Source organism: Roseofilum capinflatum BLCC-M114 (genome assembly GCF_030068505.1).
GTDB lineage: Bacteria > Cyanobacteriota > Cyanobacteriia > Cyanobacteriales > Desertifilaceae > Roseofilum > Roseofilum capinflatum.
The window spans coordinates 1-20742 of the sequence record NZ_JAQOSO010000009.1 but is presented as its reverse complement, the minus strand read 5'-3'; the positions used below and the strand labels follow the sequence as shown (position 1 = coordinate 20742).

General features: G+C 44.5%; 19 protein-coding genes. 14 read left to right on the top strand and 5 right to left on the bottom strand.

Going from position 1 to position 20742, the window contains the following annotated elements; genetic code table 11:
- Positions 1-93: 93 nt before the first annotated feature.
- On the bottom strand, positions 94-3354 hold the full coding sequence (locus PMG25_RS02160; RefSeq protein ID WP_283765269.1) for a SpoIIE family protein phosphatase: 3261 nt from the start codon (positions 3352-3354) through the stop codon (positions 94-96).
- A 117-nt stretch (positions 3355-3471) separates the two neighbouring features.
- Here PMG25_RS02160 and lpxD point away from each other — a divergent pair, with 117 nt between their 5' ends.
- The 8 genes from lpxD (at position 3472) to PMG25_RS02120 (ending at position 11066) form a co-directional block, all read left to right on the top strand.
- Complete coding sequence (gene lpxD, locus PMG25_RS02155) at positions 3472-4512, top strand: UDP-3-O-(3-hydroxymyristoyl)glucosamine N-acyltransferase (RefSeq protein WP_283765268.1); 1041 nt, start codon at positions 3472-3474, stop codon at positions 4510-4512.
- A gap of 121 nt (positions 4513-4633) precedes the next feature.
- Positions 4634-5137, top strand: coding sequence for a hypothetical protein (locus PMG25_RS02150; RefSeq protein ID WP_283765267.1), 504 nt, complete (start codon positions 4634-4636; stop codon positions 5135-5137).
- A gap of 24 nt (positions 5138-5161) precedes the next feature.
- Entirely contained in the window at positions 5162-6091 is a 930-nt protein-coding gene (locus PMG25_RS02145; protein ID WP_283765266.1) for a glycosyltransferase family 2 protein, read from the top strand.
- A 128-nt stretch (positions 6092-6219) separates the two neighbouring features.
- Positions 6220-7173, top strand: coding sequence for a glycosyltransferase family 2 protein (locus PMG25_RS02140; protein ID WP_283765265.1), 954 nt, complete (start codon positions 6220-6222; stop codon positions 7171-7173).
- Complete coding sequence (gene hpsU / locus PMG25_RS02135) at positions 7148-7762, top strand: hormogonium polysaccharide biosynthesis acetyltransferase HpsU (protein ID WP_283765264.1); 615 nt, start codon at positions 7148-7150, stop codon at positions 7760-7762. The genes PMG25_RS02140 and hpsU overlap by 26 nt, the downstream gene beginning before the upstream one ends.
- A 164-nt stretch (positions 7763-7926) precedes the next feature.
- The gene (locus PMG25_RS02130) at positions 7927-8976 is read left to right on the top strand and encodes a fatty acid desaturase (RefSeq protein ID WP_283765263.1); all 1050 of its coding nucleotides are present in this window, start codon (positions 7927-7929) and stop codon (positions 8974-8976) included.
- A 96-nt stretch (positions 8977-9072) separates the two neighbouring features.
- Positions 9073-10122 carry a fatty acid desaturase gene (locus tag PMG25_RS02125; RefSeq protein WP_283765262.1) on the top strand — a complete coding sequence of 350 codons (1050 nt, stop codon included), beginning with the start codon at positions 9073-9075 and terminating at the stop codon, positions 10120-10122.
- An 86-nt stretch (positions 10123-10208) separates the two neighbouring features.
- Positions 10209-11066, top strand: coding sequence for an acyl-CoA desaturase (locus PMG25_RS02120; protein WP_283765261.1), 858 nt, complete (start codon positions 10209-10211; stop codon positions 11064-11066).
- Between the two features lie 124 nt (positions 11067-11190).
- Here the strand turns inward: PMG25_RS02120 and PMG25_RS02115 are convergent, their stop codons facing one another.
- The gene (locus tag PMG25_RS02115; protein ID WP_283765260.1) at positions 11191-11703 is read right to left on the bottom strand and encodes a sterol desaturase family protein; all 513 of its coding nucleotides are present in this window, start codon (positions 11701-11703) and stop codon (positions 11191-11193) included.
- A gap of 361 nt (positions 11704-12064) precedes the next feature.
- Here PMG25_RS02115 and PMG25_RS02110 point away from each other — a divergent pair, with 361 nt between their 5' ends.
- Genes PMG25_RS02110 through PMG25_RS02100 form a run of 3 tightly spaced genes read left to right on the top strand, consistent with a single transcriptional unit; the run spans position 12065 to position 14901 of the window.
- Positions 12065-13168, top strand: a complete 1104-nt coding sequence (locus PMG25_RS02110) for a cyclic nucleotide-binding domain-containing protein (protein ID WP_283765259.1) — start codon at positions 12065-12067, stop codon at positions 13166-13168.
- Positions 13169-13188: 20 nt separating this feature from the next.
- On the top strand, positions 13189-14040 hold the full coding sequence (locus PMG25_RS02105) for an FkbM family methyltransferase (protein WP_283765258.1): 852 nt from the start codon (positions 13189-13191) through the stop codon (positions 14038-14040).
- Between the two features lie 15 nt (positions 14041-14055).
- On the top strand, positions 14056-14901 hold the full coding sequence (locus PMG25_RS02100; RefSeq protein ID WP_283765257.1) for an acyl-CoA desaturase: 846 nt from the start codon (positions 14056-14058) through the stop codon (positions 14899-14901).
- Positions 14902-15025: 124 nt separating this feature from the next.
- On the opposite strand, the gene PMG25_RS02095 is transcribed toward PMG25_RS02100, so the two are convergent.
- From PMG25_RS02095 to PMG25_RS02085, 3 genes are all read right to left on the bottom strand, one after another.
- On the bottom strand, positions 15026-15325 hold the full coding sequence (locus PMG25_RS02095; protein WP_283765256.1) for a (2Fe-2S) ferredoxin domain-containing protein: 300 nt from the start codon (positions 15323-15325) through the stop codon (positions 15026-15028).
- Between the two features lie 117 nt (positions 15326-15442).
- Positions 15443-16417, bottom strand: a complete 975-nt coding sequence (locus PMG25_RS02090) for a cysteine synthase A (RefSeq protein WP_283765255.1) — start codon at positions 16415-16417, stop codon at positions 15443-15445.
- Between the two features lie 222 nt (positions 16418-16639).
- Positions 16640-17278 (bottom strand): peroxiredoxin, encoded by a 639-nt coding sequence (locus PMG25_RS02085; protein ID WP_283765254.1) that lies wholly within the window; start codon positions 17276-17278, stop codon positions 16640-16642.
- A gap of 229 nt (positions 17279-17507) precedes the next feature.
- Here PMG25_RS02085 and PMG25_RS02080 point away from each other — a divergent pair, with 229 nt between their 5' ends.
- From PMG25_RS02080 to psaD, 3 genes are all read left to right on the top strand, one after another.
- Positions 17508-17819, top strand: a complete 312-nt coding sequence (locus PMG25_RS02080) for a hypothetical protein (RefSeq protein ID WP_283765253.1) — start codon at positions 17508-17510, stop codon at positions 17817-17819.
- Between the two features lie 55 nt (positions 17820-17874).
- Positions 17875-19929, top strand: coding sequence for a DICT sensory domain-containing protein (locus PMG25_RS02075; RefSeq protein WP_283765252.1), 2055 nt, complete (start codon positions 17875-17877; stop codon positions 19927-19929).
- 118 nt (positions 19930-20047) lie between these two features.
- The gene (gene psaD / locus PMG25_RS02070) at positions 20048-20473 is read left to right on the top strand and encodes a photosystem I reaction center subunit II PsaD (RefSeq protein WP_283765251.1); all 426 of its coding nucleotides are present in this window, start codon (positions 20048-20050) and stop codon (positions 20471-20473) included.
- Positions 20474-20742 lie beyond the last annotated feature (269 nt).

Genomic DNA, 20742 nt, shown 5'->3' with positions numbered 1-20742 from the left:
AAGTCTTGTTGAAAAAGGTTTTGAGCGTTCAACCCTGTATTCCATAACAGAGCAAAGTGCTGTAATCCTGAATCAAGGAATTGATATTAACTTTTAGGGAACTGCTGTATCTTTTCGCTTAAGGACGACCAGGGTAATATCATCATAGATCTTTTGTGTGCCAATATGGTGCTTGAGATCGGCGATAATGGCGGTTTTAATCTCATCAGCGCTCTGATGGCGATCGCGCTGAATGATGGCACAGAGGCGATCGATCCCATAATGCACCTTATCCAGATTTTCCGCTTCCGTAATGCCATCCGTATACAATACCGCCACATCTCCACACTTTAAGCTCAATTCCAATTGATGAAAAAATCCCCCGACATTCCGATCTAAACCAATGGGAAATCCCAGATCTAGAGTATCAATACAGTCCACGTCCCCAGTGGAACTCACCAAAATTAGGGATTCATGTTGGCCACTAATCTTGAGAATGCCCTGATTATATTCCACCACCGACAACGTTAAGTGTTTATCAGAATTCATGCGCTCAATATTATCTAAAACTGTCCGATTTAAGACAGAAAAAAAATCCTTAATATCAGTAAACTTGCTATAACTCAAACATCGAATTGCCGTTTGTACCATAATCGCCAAAACACCACTTTCAAGTCCATGCCCTGTCACATCCCCAATACCGATCATCACCCCTTGATGTTGAGCAAAAACATCATAATAATCTCCTCCGACTTCATTGGCAGTTTCCATAAAAGCAGCGATCTCTAAATCCTCAATCAACTGTAAGTCTTCTGTTTTAGGCAACAGCATTTTTTGCAAACGGCTCGTGATTTCCACTTCCGTGGCTAACCGCAGATTTTCCACTTTCAAGGATTTAAGATTTAAATGCATCTTGACTCGGGCCAAAAATTCATCCTTAGATACCGGTTTCGTTAAATAATCATTGGCTCCCAACTCTAAACCAATCACCAGATCGGCAACTTGATTCTTGGTACTTAACAAAATAATCGGTAACTCTGTCGGACTTTTACTCAGACGAATTTGGCGAGTTACTTCATAACCTGTCATCCGAGGCATAATCACATCAACGATCGCTAAATCTGGGGTAAATCCTTCCGTTAAAAACTGTAAAGCTTCTTCGCCACTTTGAGCCGCAACAATGGCATACTCTTTAGAATTAAGATAGGTCGCATAAAATTGCAGATCGAGCAATTCATCATCTACTAACAAGATTTTGAATCGATCTGTGTAATGATCTTGGATTTCCCAAGGTTGATACATTAAACAAGAATTGTCCCGGCAAGAAAGGTTTATTTTCGTCGCTTCTATCGTCTGAGTATCTACTGAATCAGCAATAGGTAAACTAAAAATAAAACTCGATCCTAATCCTAGAGTCGATCGAACTTGCAACTGTCCTCCATGCAATTCAATTAAACATTTGGTTAAGGCCAACCCTAATCCGATCCCGCCATAAATTTGCTGGTTGTTTTCATTCCCTGGTTGAAATGAGTTAAAGATTTGATCGATTTTCTCTTCAGGAATGCCAATCCCTGTATCGTTAACTGTAATTTGTAAATCGTTGTTATGGCAATCGGCACTTAAGGTGATCGTTCCCGTGTCCGTAAATTTAATCGCATTATTAATTAATTCATAAAAAATTTGTTCTAACCGATTTTCGTCCGCATAAGCCAGAGGTAAATCAACAGAAATTCGGTTGTAAACTTGAATATTTTTATGTCCAATCAGGGGATAGCATTGAGTTAAGCTGACTTCAGCAATTTCTCGCACCCCCACAGCCTTACGATTGAGGGTTAATTCATGATAGTTTAAACGGGATAAATCTAAAATGTTATTAACTAAATTTCCCAACCTCCTGCCAGTGGAAACGATCAGATATAAATTAAATTTTGTGGGTTCAGACAAAGAATATTGTGCCGTCTCTAGAATCGATTCTGCTAACCCAATCATTCCATTTAAGGGTGTTTTTAATTCATAGGAAGTATTGGCCAAGAAATCATCTTTGAGGCGATCGAGCCGTTCTAATTCTTGATTTTTTTTCTCCAAATCTGAAAACGAACGTTGAATTTGATCGGCCATGCGGTTAAACGAATCGGCTAATTCGCGCAGCTCATCAAATCGCCTTAAGCTGACTCGCTTATTCCATTTTCCTTGAGCTACTGCTTTAGCTGATTCATTCAGTTGTTTAATGGGATAAATGATCCGCTCTCCGGTAATCAATCCCATTAAACTCGCAATTAATAAGGCAGTTAAGCAGAGAATCAGAGTATAGTAAAGATTGCTGTAAATTGGCCCCATATAATCGGATACAGGAATTACGACAATCACTAACCAATCTAAACCTTGATTGTCGGATAGGGGAGCAATATGAACTAAGTGATTGCGATCCTGATATTTAAATAGGAGTTGCTTGGGACTAAACAAATTTTGCCAAGAACCAAAGCGATCGAGGAGATATTTGCTGGTTTCTTGCATGAGAGGATTGGCGATTTTAAGGGCATTAATTCTTTGGGGTTTGTCTTGCTCCAATTGATAAAGACGATCCTCGGTTGAAGAGGCTACTAATTCTCCTGACTGATCGACAATAAAGGCAATTCCAGAGGGACTCACTTGTAAATCTTGGAGTAATTTGTTAATATAAGTTAAGGTAATTTCTGCGCCCAAGACTCCCAAAATTTCACCGTTTGGTCGCGCCACAGGAGTGACGGGAGTAGCATAGAGGAAATATTCATCTGTGTTGACATAGGAATAAGTAGAAATGGAGATCGACCCCCAAGTGGGTTGGCGTTTTTCTATGGCAGTTGCATACCAGGATCTCCGCCGACTGTCATAGGGTTGACTCCCTAAAAATTCTGTACGATCGCAGTTTTCATCTAAGCGATAGGTTTTTCTCTCTGGAATGCTACCTTCCCGGACTTTGACGATAGTTTCTGTATTCTCTAACTTCTGAACGGCTAAGACTTCCCCAGTGGGACGACCGAAGAGTAAGTAATCTACGCCATTATCTTGTTTAACTAGGCGTTGAAAATAACATTGGAGTTGATCGAAATTGGTAATATCAATTTGATCGGTGTCAATGGCTCCTTGAATGGTTTGATACACAGAATGGGGAGCGGCCAATTGGGTGGCTAAGGTTTGGGCAATGCGATCGCTGGTTTCCCGTCCCAGTTGTTTGACCAAAACATCTACTGCTTCTTTTCCACTCCGGAAAGATAATCCGGTAATGACTACCGTCACTACCCCCAATTGCAGGATAAAGGGAACCGTGAGTAGAGTTCGTAGGGACAGACGATTAATAAGTGGGTTGATTAACCGACTACAGAATTTCCAGACCATAGGGGGAAGGGGAGTTGAAACGGTCTTTATCCCAGAATATCACCTGCACTCTGCCTGTTGAGGCGAAAACTGCTGTAAACTTTGCACAAATACCCTCAAAATTTGGTGCTTAAGTCTATGAAACTCAGTGAAATTATTGAAAAATTGGGTAAGGTCGCCTCAGAAAATTCTCTACCGGGTCTCGATCCAGAGATTGTGGGAGTTGCACCGGTAGACGAAGCTACACCCCAGAGTCTGAGTTTCATTGAGGGTGCGAAGTTTGCTAGTCAGATTAAGACTACGGAGGCGATCGCCTTAATTCTTCCCCATGATTTGACTGAAACTGCTACAGAGCGCGGGATTGCCTGGATCGCGACGAGGGAACCGCGTCTGTTATTTGCCCAAGTCATTGACCTGTTTTATCAACCCTTTCATCCCCAACCGCAGATTCACCCTACAGCCGTAATTGCTGAGGATGTACAGTTGGGAGAAGGGGTCTATATTGGGCCTCATGTGGTGATTGAATCTGGGGTCAAAATTGGCGATGGGGTTTATATTCATGCCAATGTGGTTATTTATCCGCAAGTGGAAATCGGCGATCGCACCCTTCTCCATGCCAACTGTACCCTCCACGAACGGACTTTACTGGGTAAAAATTGTGTTGTTCATAGCGGTGCGGTCATTGGAGCAGAAGGCTTTGGCTTTGTGCCTACCCCTAAAGGCTGGTTCAAGATGCAACAATCTGGAAGAACGGTATTAGAAGATGGGGTAGAAGTGGGTTGTAATAGTGCCATTGACCGTCCAGCCGTCGGTGAAACCCGCATCGGTAGCCAGACAAAAATTGATAACTTAGTGCAGATTGGCCATGGTTCCAAAATCGGCTCCAATTGTGCGATCGCCGGTCAAGCGGGGATGGCAGGCGGTACAAAAATCGGTAACCATGTGCTTCTAGCGGGACAAGTGGGAGTTGCCAACAATACCATCATTGGCGATAATACGATCGCCTCCGCTAAAGCTGGAGTACATGGAACGATTCCCTCCGGCTCCGTCATTTCTGGAAACCCGGCGGTGAATCATTCGATCTATCTGAAAGCATCTGCCATTTATAAGCGTCTACCGGATTTATATCAGTCTTTGAAAAAGTTGCAAAAGCGACTGAATAATCTAGAATCTCGCTAAACCTGCACAGTGGAGACGAAACCAGCAAGGAGCTTCAGTGCCTTGTCTCTCCACAGAGCAACGATCAATTGCACAAGATTTCTTCAAGCAAAGATAAAGATAAATAAATCTCAAGGTCGTCATGGACAATTTACCCAATCCTGATATTCTTGAACCGCCTAATCTAAACCGATTAGGGGCAACTCAGAGGTCTGCGTCCACTCAACTGCCCCATTTTCCCAAAAGTAAACCCACGCGCTTAAGCCGCCATCAAAATCAATATTATCCTGATGTGGCGATTGACTTACTTCATGATATTGAGGCGATCGCCTGCCAATGGCAAGATCAGTTAGACCAGATCCACAATCAAATTACAGCTCTCTATCATCAAGGGCCAATTATTGAGGGATGGCTCGAATCTACCCCCACCCCAGGTTCTCGCACCTCCTACCGACTCTGTAGACTCAAAGAAAATGGAGAGGTTTGGAGTCGTCTCTGTGCAGCAGAAGAAATCCCATCGATTAGTTTAGCCCTTCATCGCTATCAACAATTGCGGCAATTTCTGAGCCAAAAGCATATCCTAGAAGAGCGTCTATCCCAGTTAGCCCAATCCTTAAACGGTTTACATCGCCAACTTAAGCCGTAGATTTCCTATCCTGTGTTGCCAACTATGAGCGTCCAAATCTCAGCAATTATCTGTACCCATAACCGAGATCAATATCTGGGTGCAGCCATAGAAAGCTTGCTCAGTCAAGATCATCCCGACTTTGAGGTGATTGTGGTTGATAATGCGTCGAGCGATCGCACCCAAGAAGTCATACAGTCCTTACAACCCCATCCGCGCTTGAAGTCGGTTTACGAAGCTGTCACCGGTTTATCCGTGGCTCGCAATACCGGTGCAAAAACTGCCAGTGGAGAAATTTTAGCTTATCTCGATGATGATGCGATCGCCACACCTTCCTGGTTAAGCGTCCTCTCAAAAGCCTACGCAGAGAACCCTAAATTGGCGATCGCTGGCGGTAAAGTCACCCTCATTTGGCCCGCCGGTATTACCCCTCCCCCTTGGCTCTCAGAGGGTTTAGCCGGGAATCTCGGAGCCTATGATTTAGGCGATCGCCCCCTCTTCATCACCCAACCCAACAACACTCCCAGAGGCCTAAACTACTCCATACGGCGCAGTTTCCTCGAAGAAATTGGTGGCTTTGACCCCAATTTAGGGCGAGTCGGGAAAAAATTGCTCTCTAATGAAGAACTGGTGATGACCGAGTTGGCCTTACAATCGGGATGGCAAGTCAGCTATATCCCCGAAGCCTTAGTTGCACACAATGTGGCTCCCGAACGAGTTAACCGCTCTTGGTTTTTGCGTCGAGGGTGGTGGCAAGGGGTGAGCGAATGCTACCGGGAACAACTCTCCAACCGGGGAGGGATTCATCAATTTTCGCGGGGAGGAGAGCGCATTATTCGGGGACTCTATAAATCGGTCAAATATATCGGCGATCCGGCCCAGAGGTTTGATAACCTAGTCTATGCCTATGGTCAAATCGGGTATCTGACTACGGCGATCGAAGGATTATGGTCTACAAAATCTCCATCGCAGTAAATCTATCTCTTAATCTTGGCCGTGAGACCAGAACTGTTATAACTAAAAAAGAAAAATGCAGATCCTCCAATCAAAACTTTGAGATTGATCTGATATCCTAAACGTTGTCTCGTACCTCCTGTGCCCTTATGACCTCTGAAGCGCCTAAAGTCCCGGTATCGATTATTATTCCAGCAAAAGATGAAGAAGATAACATTGCTGCTTGTTTGGAAAGTTTGCAACCGGCGGATGAGATCTTTGTTGTCGATTCCCAAAGTGGCGATCGCACCGCAGAAATTGCCGAAAGTTTAGGGGCGACAGTGATCCAATTTAAGTTTAATGGGTCATGGCCGAAAAAGAAAAACTGGTCGTTAGACAACCTTCCCTTTCGCAATGAATGGATCTTGATTGTCGATTGTGATGAACGCATCACTCCTCCCCTATGGGAAGAAATTAAACAAGCCATTCAAGATCTCAATATGAATGGGTATTATCTCAATCGCCGAGTCATTTTTCTCGGCTCTTGGATTCGCCATGGAGGACGCTATCCCGATTGGAATTTACGCTTATTCAAACATCAAAAAGGACGCTACGAAAACCTCAATGTAGAAGATGTCAGAAATGCCGGTGATAATGAAGTTCACGAGCATGTGATCCTCGAAGGTAATGTGGGATACTTAAAAGAAGATATGCTCCATGAAGACTTCCGCGATATTTATGCGTGGCTGGCTCGTCATAATCGTTATTCTAATTGGGAAGCTAGAGTCTATTACAACCTGATTGAAGGGATGGACGAAGGCAATACCATTGGGGCCAATTTATTTGGCGATGCCGTACAGCGCAAACGCTGGCTGAAAAAGATCTGGGTGCGCCTCCCGTTTAAACCCACCATTCGCTTCATCTTACACTATATTCTCCAACTGGGATTTTTAGATGGCCACGCTGGATATATTTATGCTCGGCTCCTGAGTCAATATGAATATAATATTGGCGTAAAATTATTTGAACTGCGTCAATTTGGAGGGCATATTAATCCCAAGAAAGCTCAATCTTCTGGATCTCAATCTTCCCCTACCCATGTCAACACCCCCATCCAGTCCTGAACCCTCCCAATCCGATCGCCTAGATTCTCCTGCCTGGGTTGATTTACGTCAGTACGATCAGTCCAATTTCGATCGCGGTCGTCCAACCTGGATAATTATTCTTTGGTGGTTGGTGCAAGCGGTTACTTTCCCCTTAACCCTCCATAATTGGCATGGTATTCGGGTGATGCTGTTGCGCTGGTTTGGGGCCAAAATTGGCCAAGGGGTGGTCATCCGACCCACAGCCCGATTTACCTATCCCTGGAAAATAACCATTGGTGATTATAGTTGGATTGGCGATGATGTGGTGTTCTATAGCTTAGATCGGATTGAAATTGGCCAACATTGTGTGATTTCCCAGAAAACCTATCTTTGTACGGGTTCCCATGATGTGAAAGACCCCTGTTTTCGCCTCGTAACTGCCCCGATTAAGATTGGCAATGGGGTATGGATTGCGACCGATTGTTTTGTCTCTCCAGGGGTGGAAATTGGAGCCAATACGGTGGTTGGGGCCCGTAGCAGTGTGTTTCGCTCTTTACCCGAAGCCTACATTTGTTGGGGTACACCTGCTAAGGCCCATACTCCCCGTCCTCCCTTGAAGCCCAAATAAAGGTTTTCTTGCAGAAGAAATAGGTATTTATACGGTTGAAAATATGCTCTTTTTATGGATTTAGAATGGCTTAATCGATCCTAAAAATTGGCTTTTCTAAAATTCATGAAAATTGCGTAAGTAAGGGGTATAATGATGCAATTGTTGACTGAGGAAGATTTAGCATGGAAACAGCGATCGCCAATCCCTCGGCGGAGCTTATATCAACGGGACGACCCCAGCTCGATCGAAATTTGCGCTTAAAAGATGTCTTAAAAACCTTACCCAAAGACGTTTTTATCAAAAACCGATTTAAAGCTTGGTTTGGCTTTCTCTCCAATGTCGTTCTCGTCAGTTTAGGATGGTGGGGAATCGCGATCGCCCCCTGGTACTTACTTCCCCTCCTCTGGCTGTTTACGGGAACCTGTTTTTTCGGCTTATTTGTAATTGCCCATGACTGTGGGCATCGTTCCTTTGCGAACAAGAAATGGGTGAATAATCTCGTCGGTCATATTGCCCTCACCCCCTGCATTTATCCCTTCCATCCCTGGCGAATTCAACATAACATTCATCATAAAAATACCAATCATATTGACCGCGATAATACCTGGAATCCCTTCTACGTGGAGCAGTATGAAGCCCTCAATCGCTTTGAAAAAACAGTCTATCGCTCCCTCCATGGCAAATTCTGGTGGTTAGGCTCCATTGTCCATTGGTTTCAACTCCACTTTCAATGGTGGACAATTGAGCCAGGAAAAGAACGGCAACAGTTCCGATTTTCTGCCCTATTGGTAATTGCACAAATGGCGATCGGTTTTCCTCTCCTGATTGCTACCACCGGATGGTGGGGCTGGGTTTCCCTGTGGTTAGTCCCTTGGTTGGTCTTCCATTTTTGGCTCAGTACCGTCACCCTCCTACACCATACGTTGCCCGATCTCAGATTTGAACCCGACGGAAAATGGCATGAAGTCACCGCCCAACTCGTCGGTAGCACGGATTGTAAATATCCTTGGTGGTTTGAGTGGATTTGCCATGATATTAACGTTCATGTTCCCCATCATTTAACCACTGCCATTCCCTGGTATAACCTGCGTAAAGCACATGCCAGCATTGAAGAAAATTGGGGAGAATATATCACCAGAAATCGCTTTTCTTTCCGTCTTTTGTGGCAAATTACTGATGTTTGTCACTTGTATGACGAGGAAAAGGGGTATCGCACTTTCTCCGAATCCTAAATTAAGGAACTAGGGAGCGAGACGCTCCCACTCCCAGATATTCCAGTGGATGGTCTCCACCCTAAATCTAGAAACAATACAACAGGAACATTTTGCATGAAAACAGCGATCGCACAACCGTCTGAACGCCTGCAAGCAGACGCAAAGATCGGACTCGATCCCAATATTCGCCTTCGAGATATTTTAGACACCCTTCCCAAGGAAGTGTTTGTCAAACATCCCTTGAAAGCCTGGACAGGGGTAATCACCAATATCATCCTCGTCGGTTTAGGATGGTGGGGAACCGCTAACGCCCCTTGGTACTTACTGCCCCTTCTCTGGCTCTTCACCGGTAGCGCCTTCACCGGCCTATTCGTTATCGCCCATGACTGCGGACACCGGTCTTTCTCCAATCGTAAATGGGTGAATAACCTCGTCGGCCATCTCGTTCTCATTCCTTGCATTTATCCCTTTCACGCTTGGCGCATTCAACATAACATCCATCATAAATATACCAACTGCCTAGAAATTGATAATGCTTGGACAGCCTACTCCCGCGAAGAATATAACCAGTTCCCTCCGATTGAACAATGGGCCTATCGCCACCTGCGGGGTAAATTTTGGTGGTTAGCCTCCGCCGTTCATTGGGCAAAAATCCACTTCCAATGGTGGACTTTTGAAGGTAAACAGCGAGAGCAAGTCCGGTTTTCCGTCCTCTTTGTCCTTGCTCAAATGGCGATCGGATTCCCCTTACTCATTGCCACCACGGGATGGTGGGGCTTGGTTAACTATTGGCTCATGCCTTGGCTCGTCTTCCATTTCTGGATGAGTACCATTACCCTCCTGCACCACACCAAACCCGATATTCCCTTTAAACCCCAATCGGAATGGAATGAAGCAGAAGCCCAACTGATGGGAACAGCCCATTGTCAATATCCCCGATGGTTTGAATGGATGGCCCATGATATTAATGTTCATGTTCCCCATCACATCTCTACTGCTATCCCCTGGTACAATCTGCGTCAGGCTCATGCCAGTCTAGAAGAAAACTGGGGAGAATACATGACGACTAATGAATTTTCCTTCTCTTCCCTCTGGAAAATTACCAGCGTTTGTCATTTATACGATGAGGACAAATGCTATCAACCCTTTACCCAGCAAGGATAATCCACATTCGCATCGAGTGGGTTTGAATTGGCTCACCCTTTTGTATTTATTCATAGACTCAACCCATTTATCCAAGGTAACGTTTGATGATCAAACAAGTTAGTTCAGAAACCACTATTCCTGAAACCGCTCTTCCTGAAGCTGCATCCCCTCCCCAATTAAACTGGATCATCATAGCTGTGATGATTGCCATGCATATCGGGGTAGTTTTAGCCTTTTTCCCCCCATTCTTTAGTTGGTCTGCCGTTGGCGTTTTTCTAGTTCTGCACATCATTACCGGTTCAGGAGTGGAAATTGGCTGGCATCGTTTAGCGAGCCACCGTAGTTTTACTTGTCCCAAATGGGTTGAATATTTTTTTGTCTTCTGTGGAACCTTTAGTGGTTTGTCTAGCCCCATTGATTGGGCGGGAACCCATCGCATCCATCATGCCCATTCCGATAAGGAGGGGGATTATCACAATATTAATAAGGGATTCTGGTGGAGCCATTTTATCTGGATTCTCTACCATAAACCTGACATAGATGAGAAAGTTGCCAAAGTCACTAAAGATATTAAAGACGATCCATTCTATCAATTCTGCGATCGCTATCTCCTCGTCTTGCACTTCGGTCTCGCTGCCATCCTCTTTGCCCTGGGAGGCTTACCTTGGGTAATGTGGGGAAGCGTTGTCCGCGTCGTTCTCCTTTGGCATGGTGCTTGGGGTGTCAACAGTTTTGCCCACGCTTTCGGCTATCGAACCTATGACACCGATGATAAATCCACCAACCTTTGGTGGTTAGTCCCCTTGACTTACGGACAAGGTTGGCACAACAACCATCATGCCTTTCCCTACTCTGCTCGTTGTGGCTTAAAATGGTGGGAAATCGATCCCAGTTGGGGAGTCATTAGCCTGTTACATCGAGTCGGCTTAGTGACCAAAGTCCGACTTCCCAATCAATCCTAAATAACGCCTAGTCATGGCGAATATAACGCAGTGAAATGAATCCATCTCCAGCCTCTCGATAGTGTTGGAGATTGATTCTCTGCGATCGCGATGACAACTGTTTAAGCGGATTTGATATTACAATCTAGAAGATAGGAACCCTACGTTTTAGGTTCAACAGGAACTTAAGCCATGCTCTTGCTGGCTTATCATAAAAAACAAAAATATCTCCAAATGCTTCATGAGCATTTTTATGGTGTTGCCAATGGAATTCAGGGGTAACAATACCCAAATATTGACAAACTTTGCTGATCTTTTCAGGCGTTTGCCAACTTAGGGCAGTTGTATGTCTCCAAATGACATGACCCTGACCGCATAAATAACATAAAATACAGCCCGAAACTGAAATGGGTAAAAAAATAGGTAAAAGAAGGAAGTAAGGCGCAATTCCTAATATTCCATCGAGTAAGACCTTCCATTGTGGACTCAAAACAGCATAATGATAGAAATCCTTGTTTTTACTATGGTGAACTGTGACATGAAACTTACCAAAAGCATGTTCTGGGACGTGGTATATAAACGTAGATAGGAAATCTCCGAATATGAGTCCCAAAATCGCAACCATGATTGCTTTCAAGACGATCGCTAAAATAAGCACTGTTTACTTCTCTCCATATCAGTTGAATTTTGATAATAATTTGAGAAACTACTCCCTAAGCGCTAATATTATAGGGCCATGTCTCCGCCTCGTAAACTGTTGATTGTATACAACTTTATGTAATATAAAGTCCGGTTAAACACTTGTTATTGCGACCGCAGGGAAGCAATCGCAACAATTCTCGATAGGGTTGAGATTGCTTCATTCTACTGCGTTCCATTCGCAATGACATACTTTCACTGATTATTCGGATTTGATATAACTTCCTTTTAACTTGAGTTGCGATATGGTTCTTTGGGTGTTATCTTTTTGGAAGCTTAAGGATAAATGACTTCATGGGTTTTCAGTCTTCTTAAATGATATGCTAGAAAAGTTTACCTTACTCTCAGAGTTAACAGAACCACAGCGCCAACAAGTTGAAAAGGCTTGCGATCGCCGTTTTTATGCAAAAGGTGATGTTCTGTTCCAGGAAAGTGATACAACAGATGAAATTTACTTTCTCCTGTCGGGTAAGGTTGAATTGTGTAAAATAGAGCCAGCAACTCAGAATAACCTTAAGTTTAAGGAAATGTTTCCAGGAGAAAGCTTTGGTGAAATGTCCTTTATTGATGGTTCTCCTCGGAGTTGTTCGATTATTGCTGCTGAAGATAGTGAAGTATATATTCTGGATCGGCATAAATTAATTGATACAGCATCGGAAGCCAGTGAAATTATCAATACATTTGGATTAACGATTACTCGCCAAGTCAATAGCTACTTACGATATTTGAGCGATCGCCACGTTTCCACCCTACAAGAGCAAATCAATGAACTTAAGGAAAGAACTAATTTTGCCAGCTTCCTAGTATTTCTACTAATCGTCCTCTTTATTACAGCAATTGTCAATTCAGCCATTCACCAATTCTTTTCTGAGTCAGTCCTCAAAACCAAATTATTTAGTTGGTCTTTTCTCATCATTGGCTTTGGCATCCCTTTAGTCTTAGCCTCCTGGAAAACCAAACTCTCTCCCCAAGAAATTGGTTTCACAACCAAAAATCTCAAACGATCCATTATGGATGGTATTTTATTTACCAGTATAGGAATCTTTCTGGTTTTGCTCATTTGCGTTGTGGTTGATGCCATGATTCCCGGTTCTCATCTAACCCAAAACTTCCGTAATATAACCTTTCCCCTATCTTCAGTGCAATACTTTTTTCATAGCTATATACAAGAAGCCTTACGAGCCATCATCCAAATTTCTTTACAAAACTTTTTAGTTTACCGAAAAGAGATATCAGCCATCTGTATCACTGCTTTAATCTTTAGCATGTGCCATATGCACTTTGGTATAGTTGCGATTGCTGTCACTTTATTCTCTAGTATCGTTTTCGGGTTTATCTATATTCGCACTTACAACTTACTTGGTGTCAGTATATTTCACTTTATTATGGGTTTTGTTGTGTTCAAAACTCTCCTAGGATTTTAAGTCACGAACATCACTCAACTATGGATCATCACTATGAAAGATACAAAGAAATCTCCGACTATATTAATTTGCAGAACATCCCTAAAGATGTAGATCCAGTTTCTTTATCCCTTCGTATTCTACTCTTCGATCGTTATGGAATTGATAAAGGAGGAGTTATCCATATCGGAGGTCATTCCGGCCAAGAACTCCCCATGTATACACAATTAGGATTTAAAAAAATTCTTATGGTTGAACCACAACCCTCCCTATTTGAATCCATGAAACAGTATGCAGAAGCAATAGAAGCATTCCGAACAGAACTTCATCAATTGTTAGAGCTAGGGGAAAGTCAACCGTATCCTGAGATTCAATGTGTCCAATCTGTTGTTTCATCCCAATCAGATATCGTTCAATTGTACCAAATGGGAGATACTGAATGGTCTTCGATTTTGGAGCCAAATATAGGTAGTTTCTATCAAGCATTGAATCAGTATTGGAGAAAAAGATATATTCCCTGGTATCAGATGCCACTAGCCTGGTTGAGTTATTTTATTGCACTCAACAGAACTAAAGTCATTGAAATTGAAAGTAAGACCCTAGATCAGTTAATGTCTGAACTCAAACCGGGTTGGCAATCCTCTGACTTTAGTTACTTACGCATGAATATTCAGGGTTCTGAACTAATGGCTTTGCAAGGAGGAAAAGAAACACTAAAACATCTTCAAGCCATTAGTTTAGAGATCAATATTGATGAACGCTATAAAGGTTCTCCTTCCAAGCCAGAGATTGATGACTTCCTCAGCTCTTTTGAGTTTGTTGATGTTTTTTCTTTTAAAATGGGTTCAGTCGGTAACGGACTGTATCTAAAAGAAGCCATAGCGAGTAATTAATTTAATGTAAAAATTATGATCAAATCTACCTCTTCTCAAGCGATTCATACCGAAACCATACCTTCTCTAAAATTAAATCCGGTCATCCTATCTTGGATTACTATAATCCATTTAGGAGCTATTTTAGCCTTATTGCCCCAGTTTTTCAGTTGGTCTGGTGTCCTAGTTTGCCTTATCTTGCACTGGATTACCGGAAGTTTAGGCGTTGAAATTGGATGGCATCGTTTAGGGAGTCATCGAAGTTTTAGTTGTCCCAAATGGGTTGAATATTTCTTTGTCTTTTGTGGAACCCTCAGTGCGATGTCTAGCCCAATTAGTTGGGTCGGAACTCATCGCCTTCATCATGCCCATTCCGATCGAGATGGGGATTATCATAATGCAGCACGGGGATTTTGGTGGAGCCATGTCCTGTGGATTTTCTATCATAAACCTAGCTTAGAAACGAAAATTCCTGAAGTGACCCATGATTTACAAGATGATCCCTTTTACCAATTTTGTCACAAATATTTGCTTGCTCTTCAATTGGCTTTAGCCGCCATCTTATTTGCTTTTGGGGGTTGGTCTTGGGTGATGTGGGGAATCTTCTTTCGTATGGTGACTCTGTGGCATAGTGTTTGGATCATTAACAGTCTAGCTCACCGTCTTGGCTATCGGAATTTTGATACGAATGATCTCTCGACTAATGTTTGGTGGTTATTTCCCATAAGCTACGGGAGTTGCTGGCATAATAACCATCATGCCTTTCCCCATTCTGCTCGTTGCGGCTTAAAGTGGTGGGAAATCGACCCCAGTTGGGGAGTCATTAGTTTGTTGCATCGTGTGGGTTTGGTGACCAAAGTTCGCCTTCCCAATCAATCCTAAAGAACTCATAGTCATTGCGAATGGAACGCAGTGGAATGAAGTAATCTCAACCCTCTCGATAGTCTTGGAGATTGCTTCCCTGCGATCGCAATGACAAGTCTTTAACCGGACATGATATAATTACTCAATTATTAGAGGGATGAAACTTCCGGTAGAGCATCCCTTTTACCGGGTTTCCCCCGATCAAATGTCGCTCGACTACCGCAGGCACTTCCTGGGGAGAAACCCGACAGTACCAAACTTCTTCCGGTAAAACCAACACCATCGGCCCATTGCCACATTGTCCTAAGCAATGAACTGCTATCACTTCTACACCCTCGACGGGATAAAGTTCAAAGGCCTCCAATACCTGAGTTGCGCCTAACTTACGACAGCTTTGATGCTGACACACTCGCACCTGTTTGGTTGGTTTGGTTTCATTCATATCGTGATTTCAAGTCTGGTTAAAAACCATAATTAAAAATCTAGGGAGCGAGAGGCTCCCACTCTAGTAATATCAAGGGATTCTAGGAGTGCGGGCATCTTACCCGCTTCCATGTTTTTAATCGGGTAGCAAATTCTTCGAGGCTAACCACTCCCGATTATACAGTTTGGATTGATAACGAGCGCCCCCATCACATAAGACGGTGACAATGGTATGTCCTGGCCCCATCTGTTTGGCTAAGGCTACGGCAGCACCGACATTAATACCGACAGAACCGCCCATAAATAAACCATCGCGGCGCAATAACTGATAGATGACTCGGATACATTCAGGATCATCGACTTGAATGGCATCATCGATGGGCACGCCTTCCATGTTTTTCGTAATCCGAGAATTGCCAATTCCTTCGGTGATTGAACTGCCTTCTGGCTTAATTTCTCCGGTTTTCACATAGGAATATAAACCACTGCCCATGGGATCGGCAACGACCACCTGAATATTAGGGTTTTTCTCCTTCAAGAAAAGAGCCACTCCCGCATAGGTTCCCCCGGTTCCCGTGGCAGCTACCCAACCATCAATTTTACCGTCGGTTTGTTGCCAAAGTTCTGGCCCTGTGGTTTCATAATGGGCTTGGCGATTGGCTAAATTATCAAATTGATTGGCCCAAATGGCGTTATCGAGTTCGTTGGCTATTCGTCCTGATAATTTTACATAGTTATTGGGGTCTCGATAGGGAACGGCGGGAACGGTTTGTACGTCTGCGCCTAGGGTTCGTAGGGCTTCAATTTTTTCTTGGGATTGGGTTTCGGGAATGATGATTTTGCAACGATAGCCTTTTGCATTACAAATATGGGCTAAACCTATTCCGGTGTTACCCGCAGTTCCTTCGACAACTGTGCCACCGGGTTTGAGGAGTCCTTGTTTTTCTGCATCTTCGATAATATAGAGGGCGGCTCGGTCTTTGACGGAACCCCCTGGATTGAGGAATTCTGCTTTACCGAGAATCTCACACCCGGTTTCTTCGCAAAAGCTGTTTAATCGAATTAGGGGTGTGTTGCCGACTGTGGGTATAAATCCTGCTTTGATATCCATCCGTTTTAGTTACCGAACTTTATCTTATTTTACTGCGATCGCAGCAGGAGCGCTCTTTAGCACTTTGTTGTAGGGTAGGGGGATAGAGAAGTTAACAACAAGCTCAAGCTAAATATGAACCCTTGCCTCTTGCCTCTTGCCTCCCCCCCCCTCTTGCCTTTTGCCTTTTGCCTTTTGCCTCCCCCTCACCTACAACCTTAACTTGTTACCATTCCCCATTCCCTATTTATTGGGCTGGGGAGTCATGCGTAAATAGGGTTTAACTTCTTCATAGCCTTTGGGAAATTTCTCTTTCAAGACCTCTGGATCTTTGAGAGAAGGGACAATTACACAATCTCCTCCATCTTGCCAGTTAACGGGGGTGGCCACTTGATAATTATCGGTTAACTGTAAGGAGTCAATCACCCGCAGAATTTCATCAAAGTTACGGCCGGTGCTGGCTGGATAGGTCAGATTTAGACGCAGTTTTTTGTTGGGATCGATGATAAAAACAGTACGAACGGTTAAGTTGTTTAGGGATTCTGGGTGAATCATGTCATAGAGATTGGAGACCTTTTTATCCTCATCGGCCAAAATGGGATAGTTGACGGTGGTGCTTTGAGTTTCGTTGATATCACCGATCCATCCTTGGTGAGATTCAACACCATCTACACTGAGGGCAATGACTTTAACGTTCCGTTTATCAAACTCGGGTTTGAGTTTGGCTACCATGCCGAGTTCTGTGGTACAAACTGGGGTATAGTCGGCGGGGTGAGAAAACAGGACGACCCAGCTATCTGCTGCCCAGCTATAGAAGTCAATTTCCCCTTGGGAAGAGGCTTGGGTAAAATTGGGAACGGTATCACCAAGTCTGAGGCTCATAAATAGTTCTTTCGGTTTTGTAGTTGATGGTTGACTCTGAGAGTCGATCATCTCATAGGTGTTTGAGGTTTGAGTGGGTGTGGGGAAATTGTTTACATTTTGTAATTTATAGGGTTGGGGGAGATGGGGCAGTTTTAATGGAGATGGTTCTTGTGCTAATTGATTTAACATCCCATCCTGCTATATAAGAATCATAACTTGCTTGTTTTTCAGAATTAAGGATACCTTTATGCTCACGATTCTTGATCTCTTATTTGATTTGATTCAAGCCATAGAGCCTTTTCTTGTGCCCATTTGCTTCATCAGTGCTTGGGTCTTGATTGCTGTGGTTGCCTGGACATTAGGTCGAGCTATGCGAGACGGCCTGGCTCAGGCCAAGCAAATGCATCAGATTCCCTGTGCCCATTGTCAATTTTTTACCAATGACCATCGGCTTAAATGTACGGTACATCCTCACTACGCCAATTCGGAACGGGCGATCGATTGCCTGGACTATAAACCGCATCAAAGGGGACAAGAACTCGATAGAATGAAAACTTAAACGAACTAAACTGAATGTAAGTGTGGAGTTGTCCTGACTGGGCCAAGCAGCGTTAATGAGTAATTACACTTCCGTGTTGGCTGACCTCTTACAAAGGTTACCCGAACTGCGATCGCAAATTTATTTTAAGCCGTCTTTGACAGCCCTTTCCCATGCCATGGAAGACCAGGTATTGGCTGGGGGGGATCGGCCCTTAGTGATTGCCAATTTCCAGCGAGAACGGTTTTATCGCCAAGAGTCCCATCGTTATCGCCGCATTGCCCAGCAAACGGATCAGGTTTATATTCTGGCGGCTCCAGAAACGGAGTTTAAGAGCGCTTCCCAGGAGTATGAAACGATTGCCTTTGATTTACAGGATGAACTCAAGCATGAGTGGCATTTGGTGATTATTGGTCAGCAGTATGCCACTTGTTTAATTTGTCGCGAACGCGATCCATTGGGGATGGGGTTGCCGGAATTGCCGTTGATGACGATGGATCAAGCGCGACGCTTTGAGGGAATTTGGACGTTCGATCGCCAGGTGTGTGAAGAGGCAGCCCATGCCCTGCTCTCCCGAATTCTAGATTATCGTCCGGAATTAGCCACAAAGATTGAACAAGCTCAAACTCGCATTACTCAAGCTCCAGCTTGTCAAATCACTCATCTCGATCCGGCTCCCTTTGCCGAGCGCCTAGTGACCTATTTACAAGCGGGTCAATACAAACTGGTGAAGGCCTATACGGCGATCGCCAACCAAGAAAAAAAAGAACGCCTCGTCAACTCGATCACCGATGCCATTCGCCGCTCCCTCGATCCCGAAGAAATCTTTCAGATAGCGGCCAAAGAACTCGGCCAAGCCATGGAGAGCTGTCGCTGCCTCATTTACCCCTGTAAAGCCACCCAAAAGCAAGTCACCATTGAATATGAGTACATCAATTCTCGAAAACTCTCGTCTCTGAAAGGGGAAACTTGGCCTCTCACAGAGCATCCCCTGTTCTCCCAGGTAGTTGAGCAACATTACCACGCTTACCTGAGTAACTTAAACCGGGATACCCTCAATCACCCCACCCTCAGAGATCAACTCACCCCGGCTAAAATGCACTCCTGGTTAATGGTTCCCGTACTCTACAAAGAGGAACTCCTGGGAATGATTGAAATTCACCACTGTGGAGATAGTGCCTATACTTGGGCATCGAGTCAACTGGAAATGGTACAGGCGATCGCCTCCCAAATTGGAGTCGCCCTCATCCAAGCCCAAGCCTATGCCAACCTCGAAGACCTCAACCAACAACTCGAAGCCCTCGACCGCACCACCCGCAACCTGATCGCCATCACTGGCCACGAACTCCGCACCCCCCTATCCACCATTCAAGTCTGCCTAGAAAGTTTAGCCAGCGAACCGGACATGCCCCAGGATTTGCGCCAGGTGATGCTCAATACCGCCCTAGACGATGCCGAACGACTGCGAGAACTGATTCAAGATTTTCTCACCTTATCTCGCCTGGAAAGTGGCTCGGTAGACTGGAACCCGGAACCCCTACCCTTACAAGAATGTATTGACTTAGCCATCAGTAGCATCCGAAGCCATCAACCCAACCAAGAATTACCCCAAATTATTACCCATCTCCCCACCCAACTTCCCCTGGTTCACGTCGATGGAGAATGGTTAGTCGAAGTTTTATCCAAACTGATCGATAATGCCTGTAAATTCACCCCCTCCCAAGGACAAGTCACCATCCAAGCCATATTGAGTACCCAAAGCCAATTTCAGGATATTGTCCCTCCCCCAAAACGCCCCCCAAATAACCGAACCATGGTTTTAGTGACGGTTGAAGATAGCGGTCGCGGCATTGAACCTAACCGCCTAGAAACGGTCTTCGATCGCTTTTATCAAGAAGAAGGGGCCCTGCGCCGCAGTACCGGGGGGACAGGTCTCGGTTTAGCCATTTGCCGTCAAATTGTCAGCAACTGGGGGGGACAGATTTGGGCTGAGTCTGGAGGGAAAGATCAAGGGAGTCAATTCCGCTTCACCCTGCCTATTGTTGATAAACCCCCCTCTCCCCACTCCTCCAAAGGCGTTAGTTCTTCCCGTTCCCGTCGCCGACCGCCAACAGTTGGGCGACAAAAATAACCATTTGTGCCCACCAATTATGAATAACTGTAACAGTTCCTAACAAAATCTCTAGTCCACCCCCATCTCAGTGATAGGATGCCATAAAAATCTTGGTTTAGAGGAGAGAGCTTTAACCATGAGTGAGACACTGACCGGACAAGCGCCCTTATTTGGCGGCAGCACTGGTGGACTACTCACCAAAGCATCAGTAGAAGAAAAGTACGCCATCACTTGGACATCCCCCAAAGCTCAAGTCTTTGAGATGCCCACTGGCGGTGCAGCCACCATGCAAGAAGGCGAAAACCTTCTGTATCTGGCTCGCAAGGAACAATGCTTGGCCCTAGCCTATCGCCAACTGCGGCCCAAATTTAAGATCAATGACTATAAAATCTACCGGGTTTATCCCAACGGTGAAGTTCAGTATCTTCATCCCGCAGATGGCGTGTTCCCTGAAAAAGTGAACGAAGGGCGGGAATTTGTGGGTAAAATTGACCGCAATATCGGCAGTAACCCGGAACCAGCCACCCTCAAATTTAGTGGCAAACAACCTTACGAGGTTTAAAGCACTCAACTCAAAACTCCCCTAGAGGGAGTTTTTCCACTGAAAAAGGGCGATCGCTGCGATCGCCCTTTTTTCAACCTTATACAGACTTACAGCGCTTCGCGCTAGGCAAAAGGCAAGAGGCAAAAGTCTTGTTGCAAAAGGTTTTGAGCGTTCAACCCTGTATTCCATAACAGAGCAAAGTGCTGTAAAGGCTCAAAGCCATGTACCACAACCCTATTCCCTATTCCCTATTCCCTATTCCCTATTCCCTAGCGCGTTCATGTCCG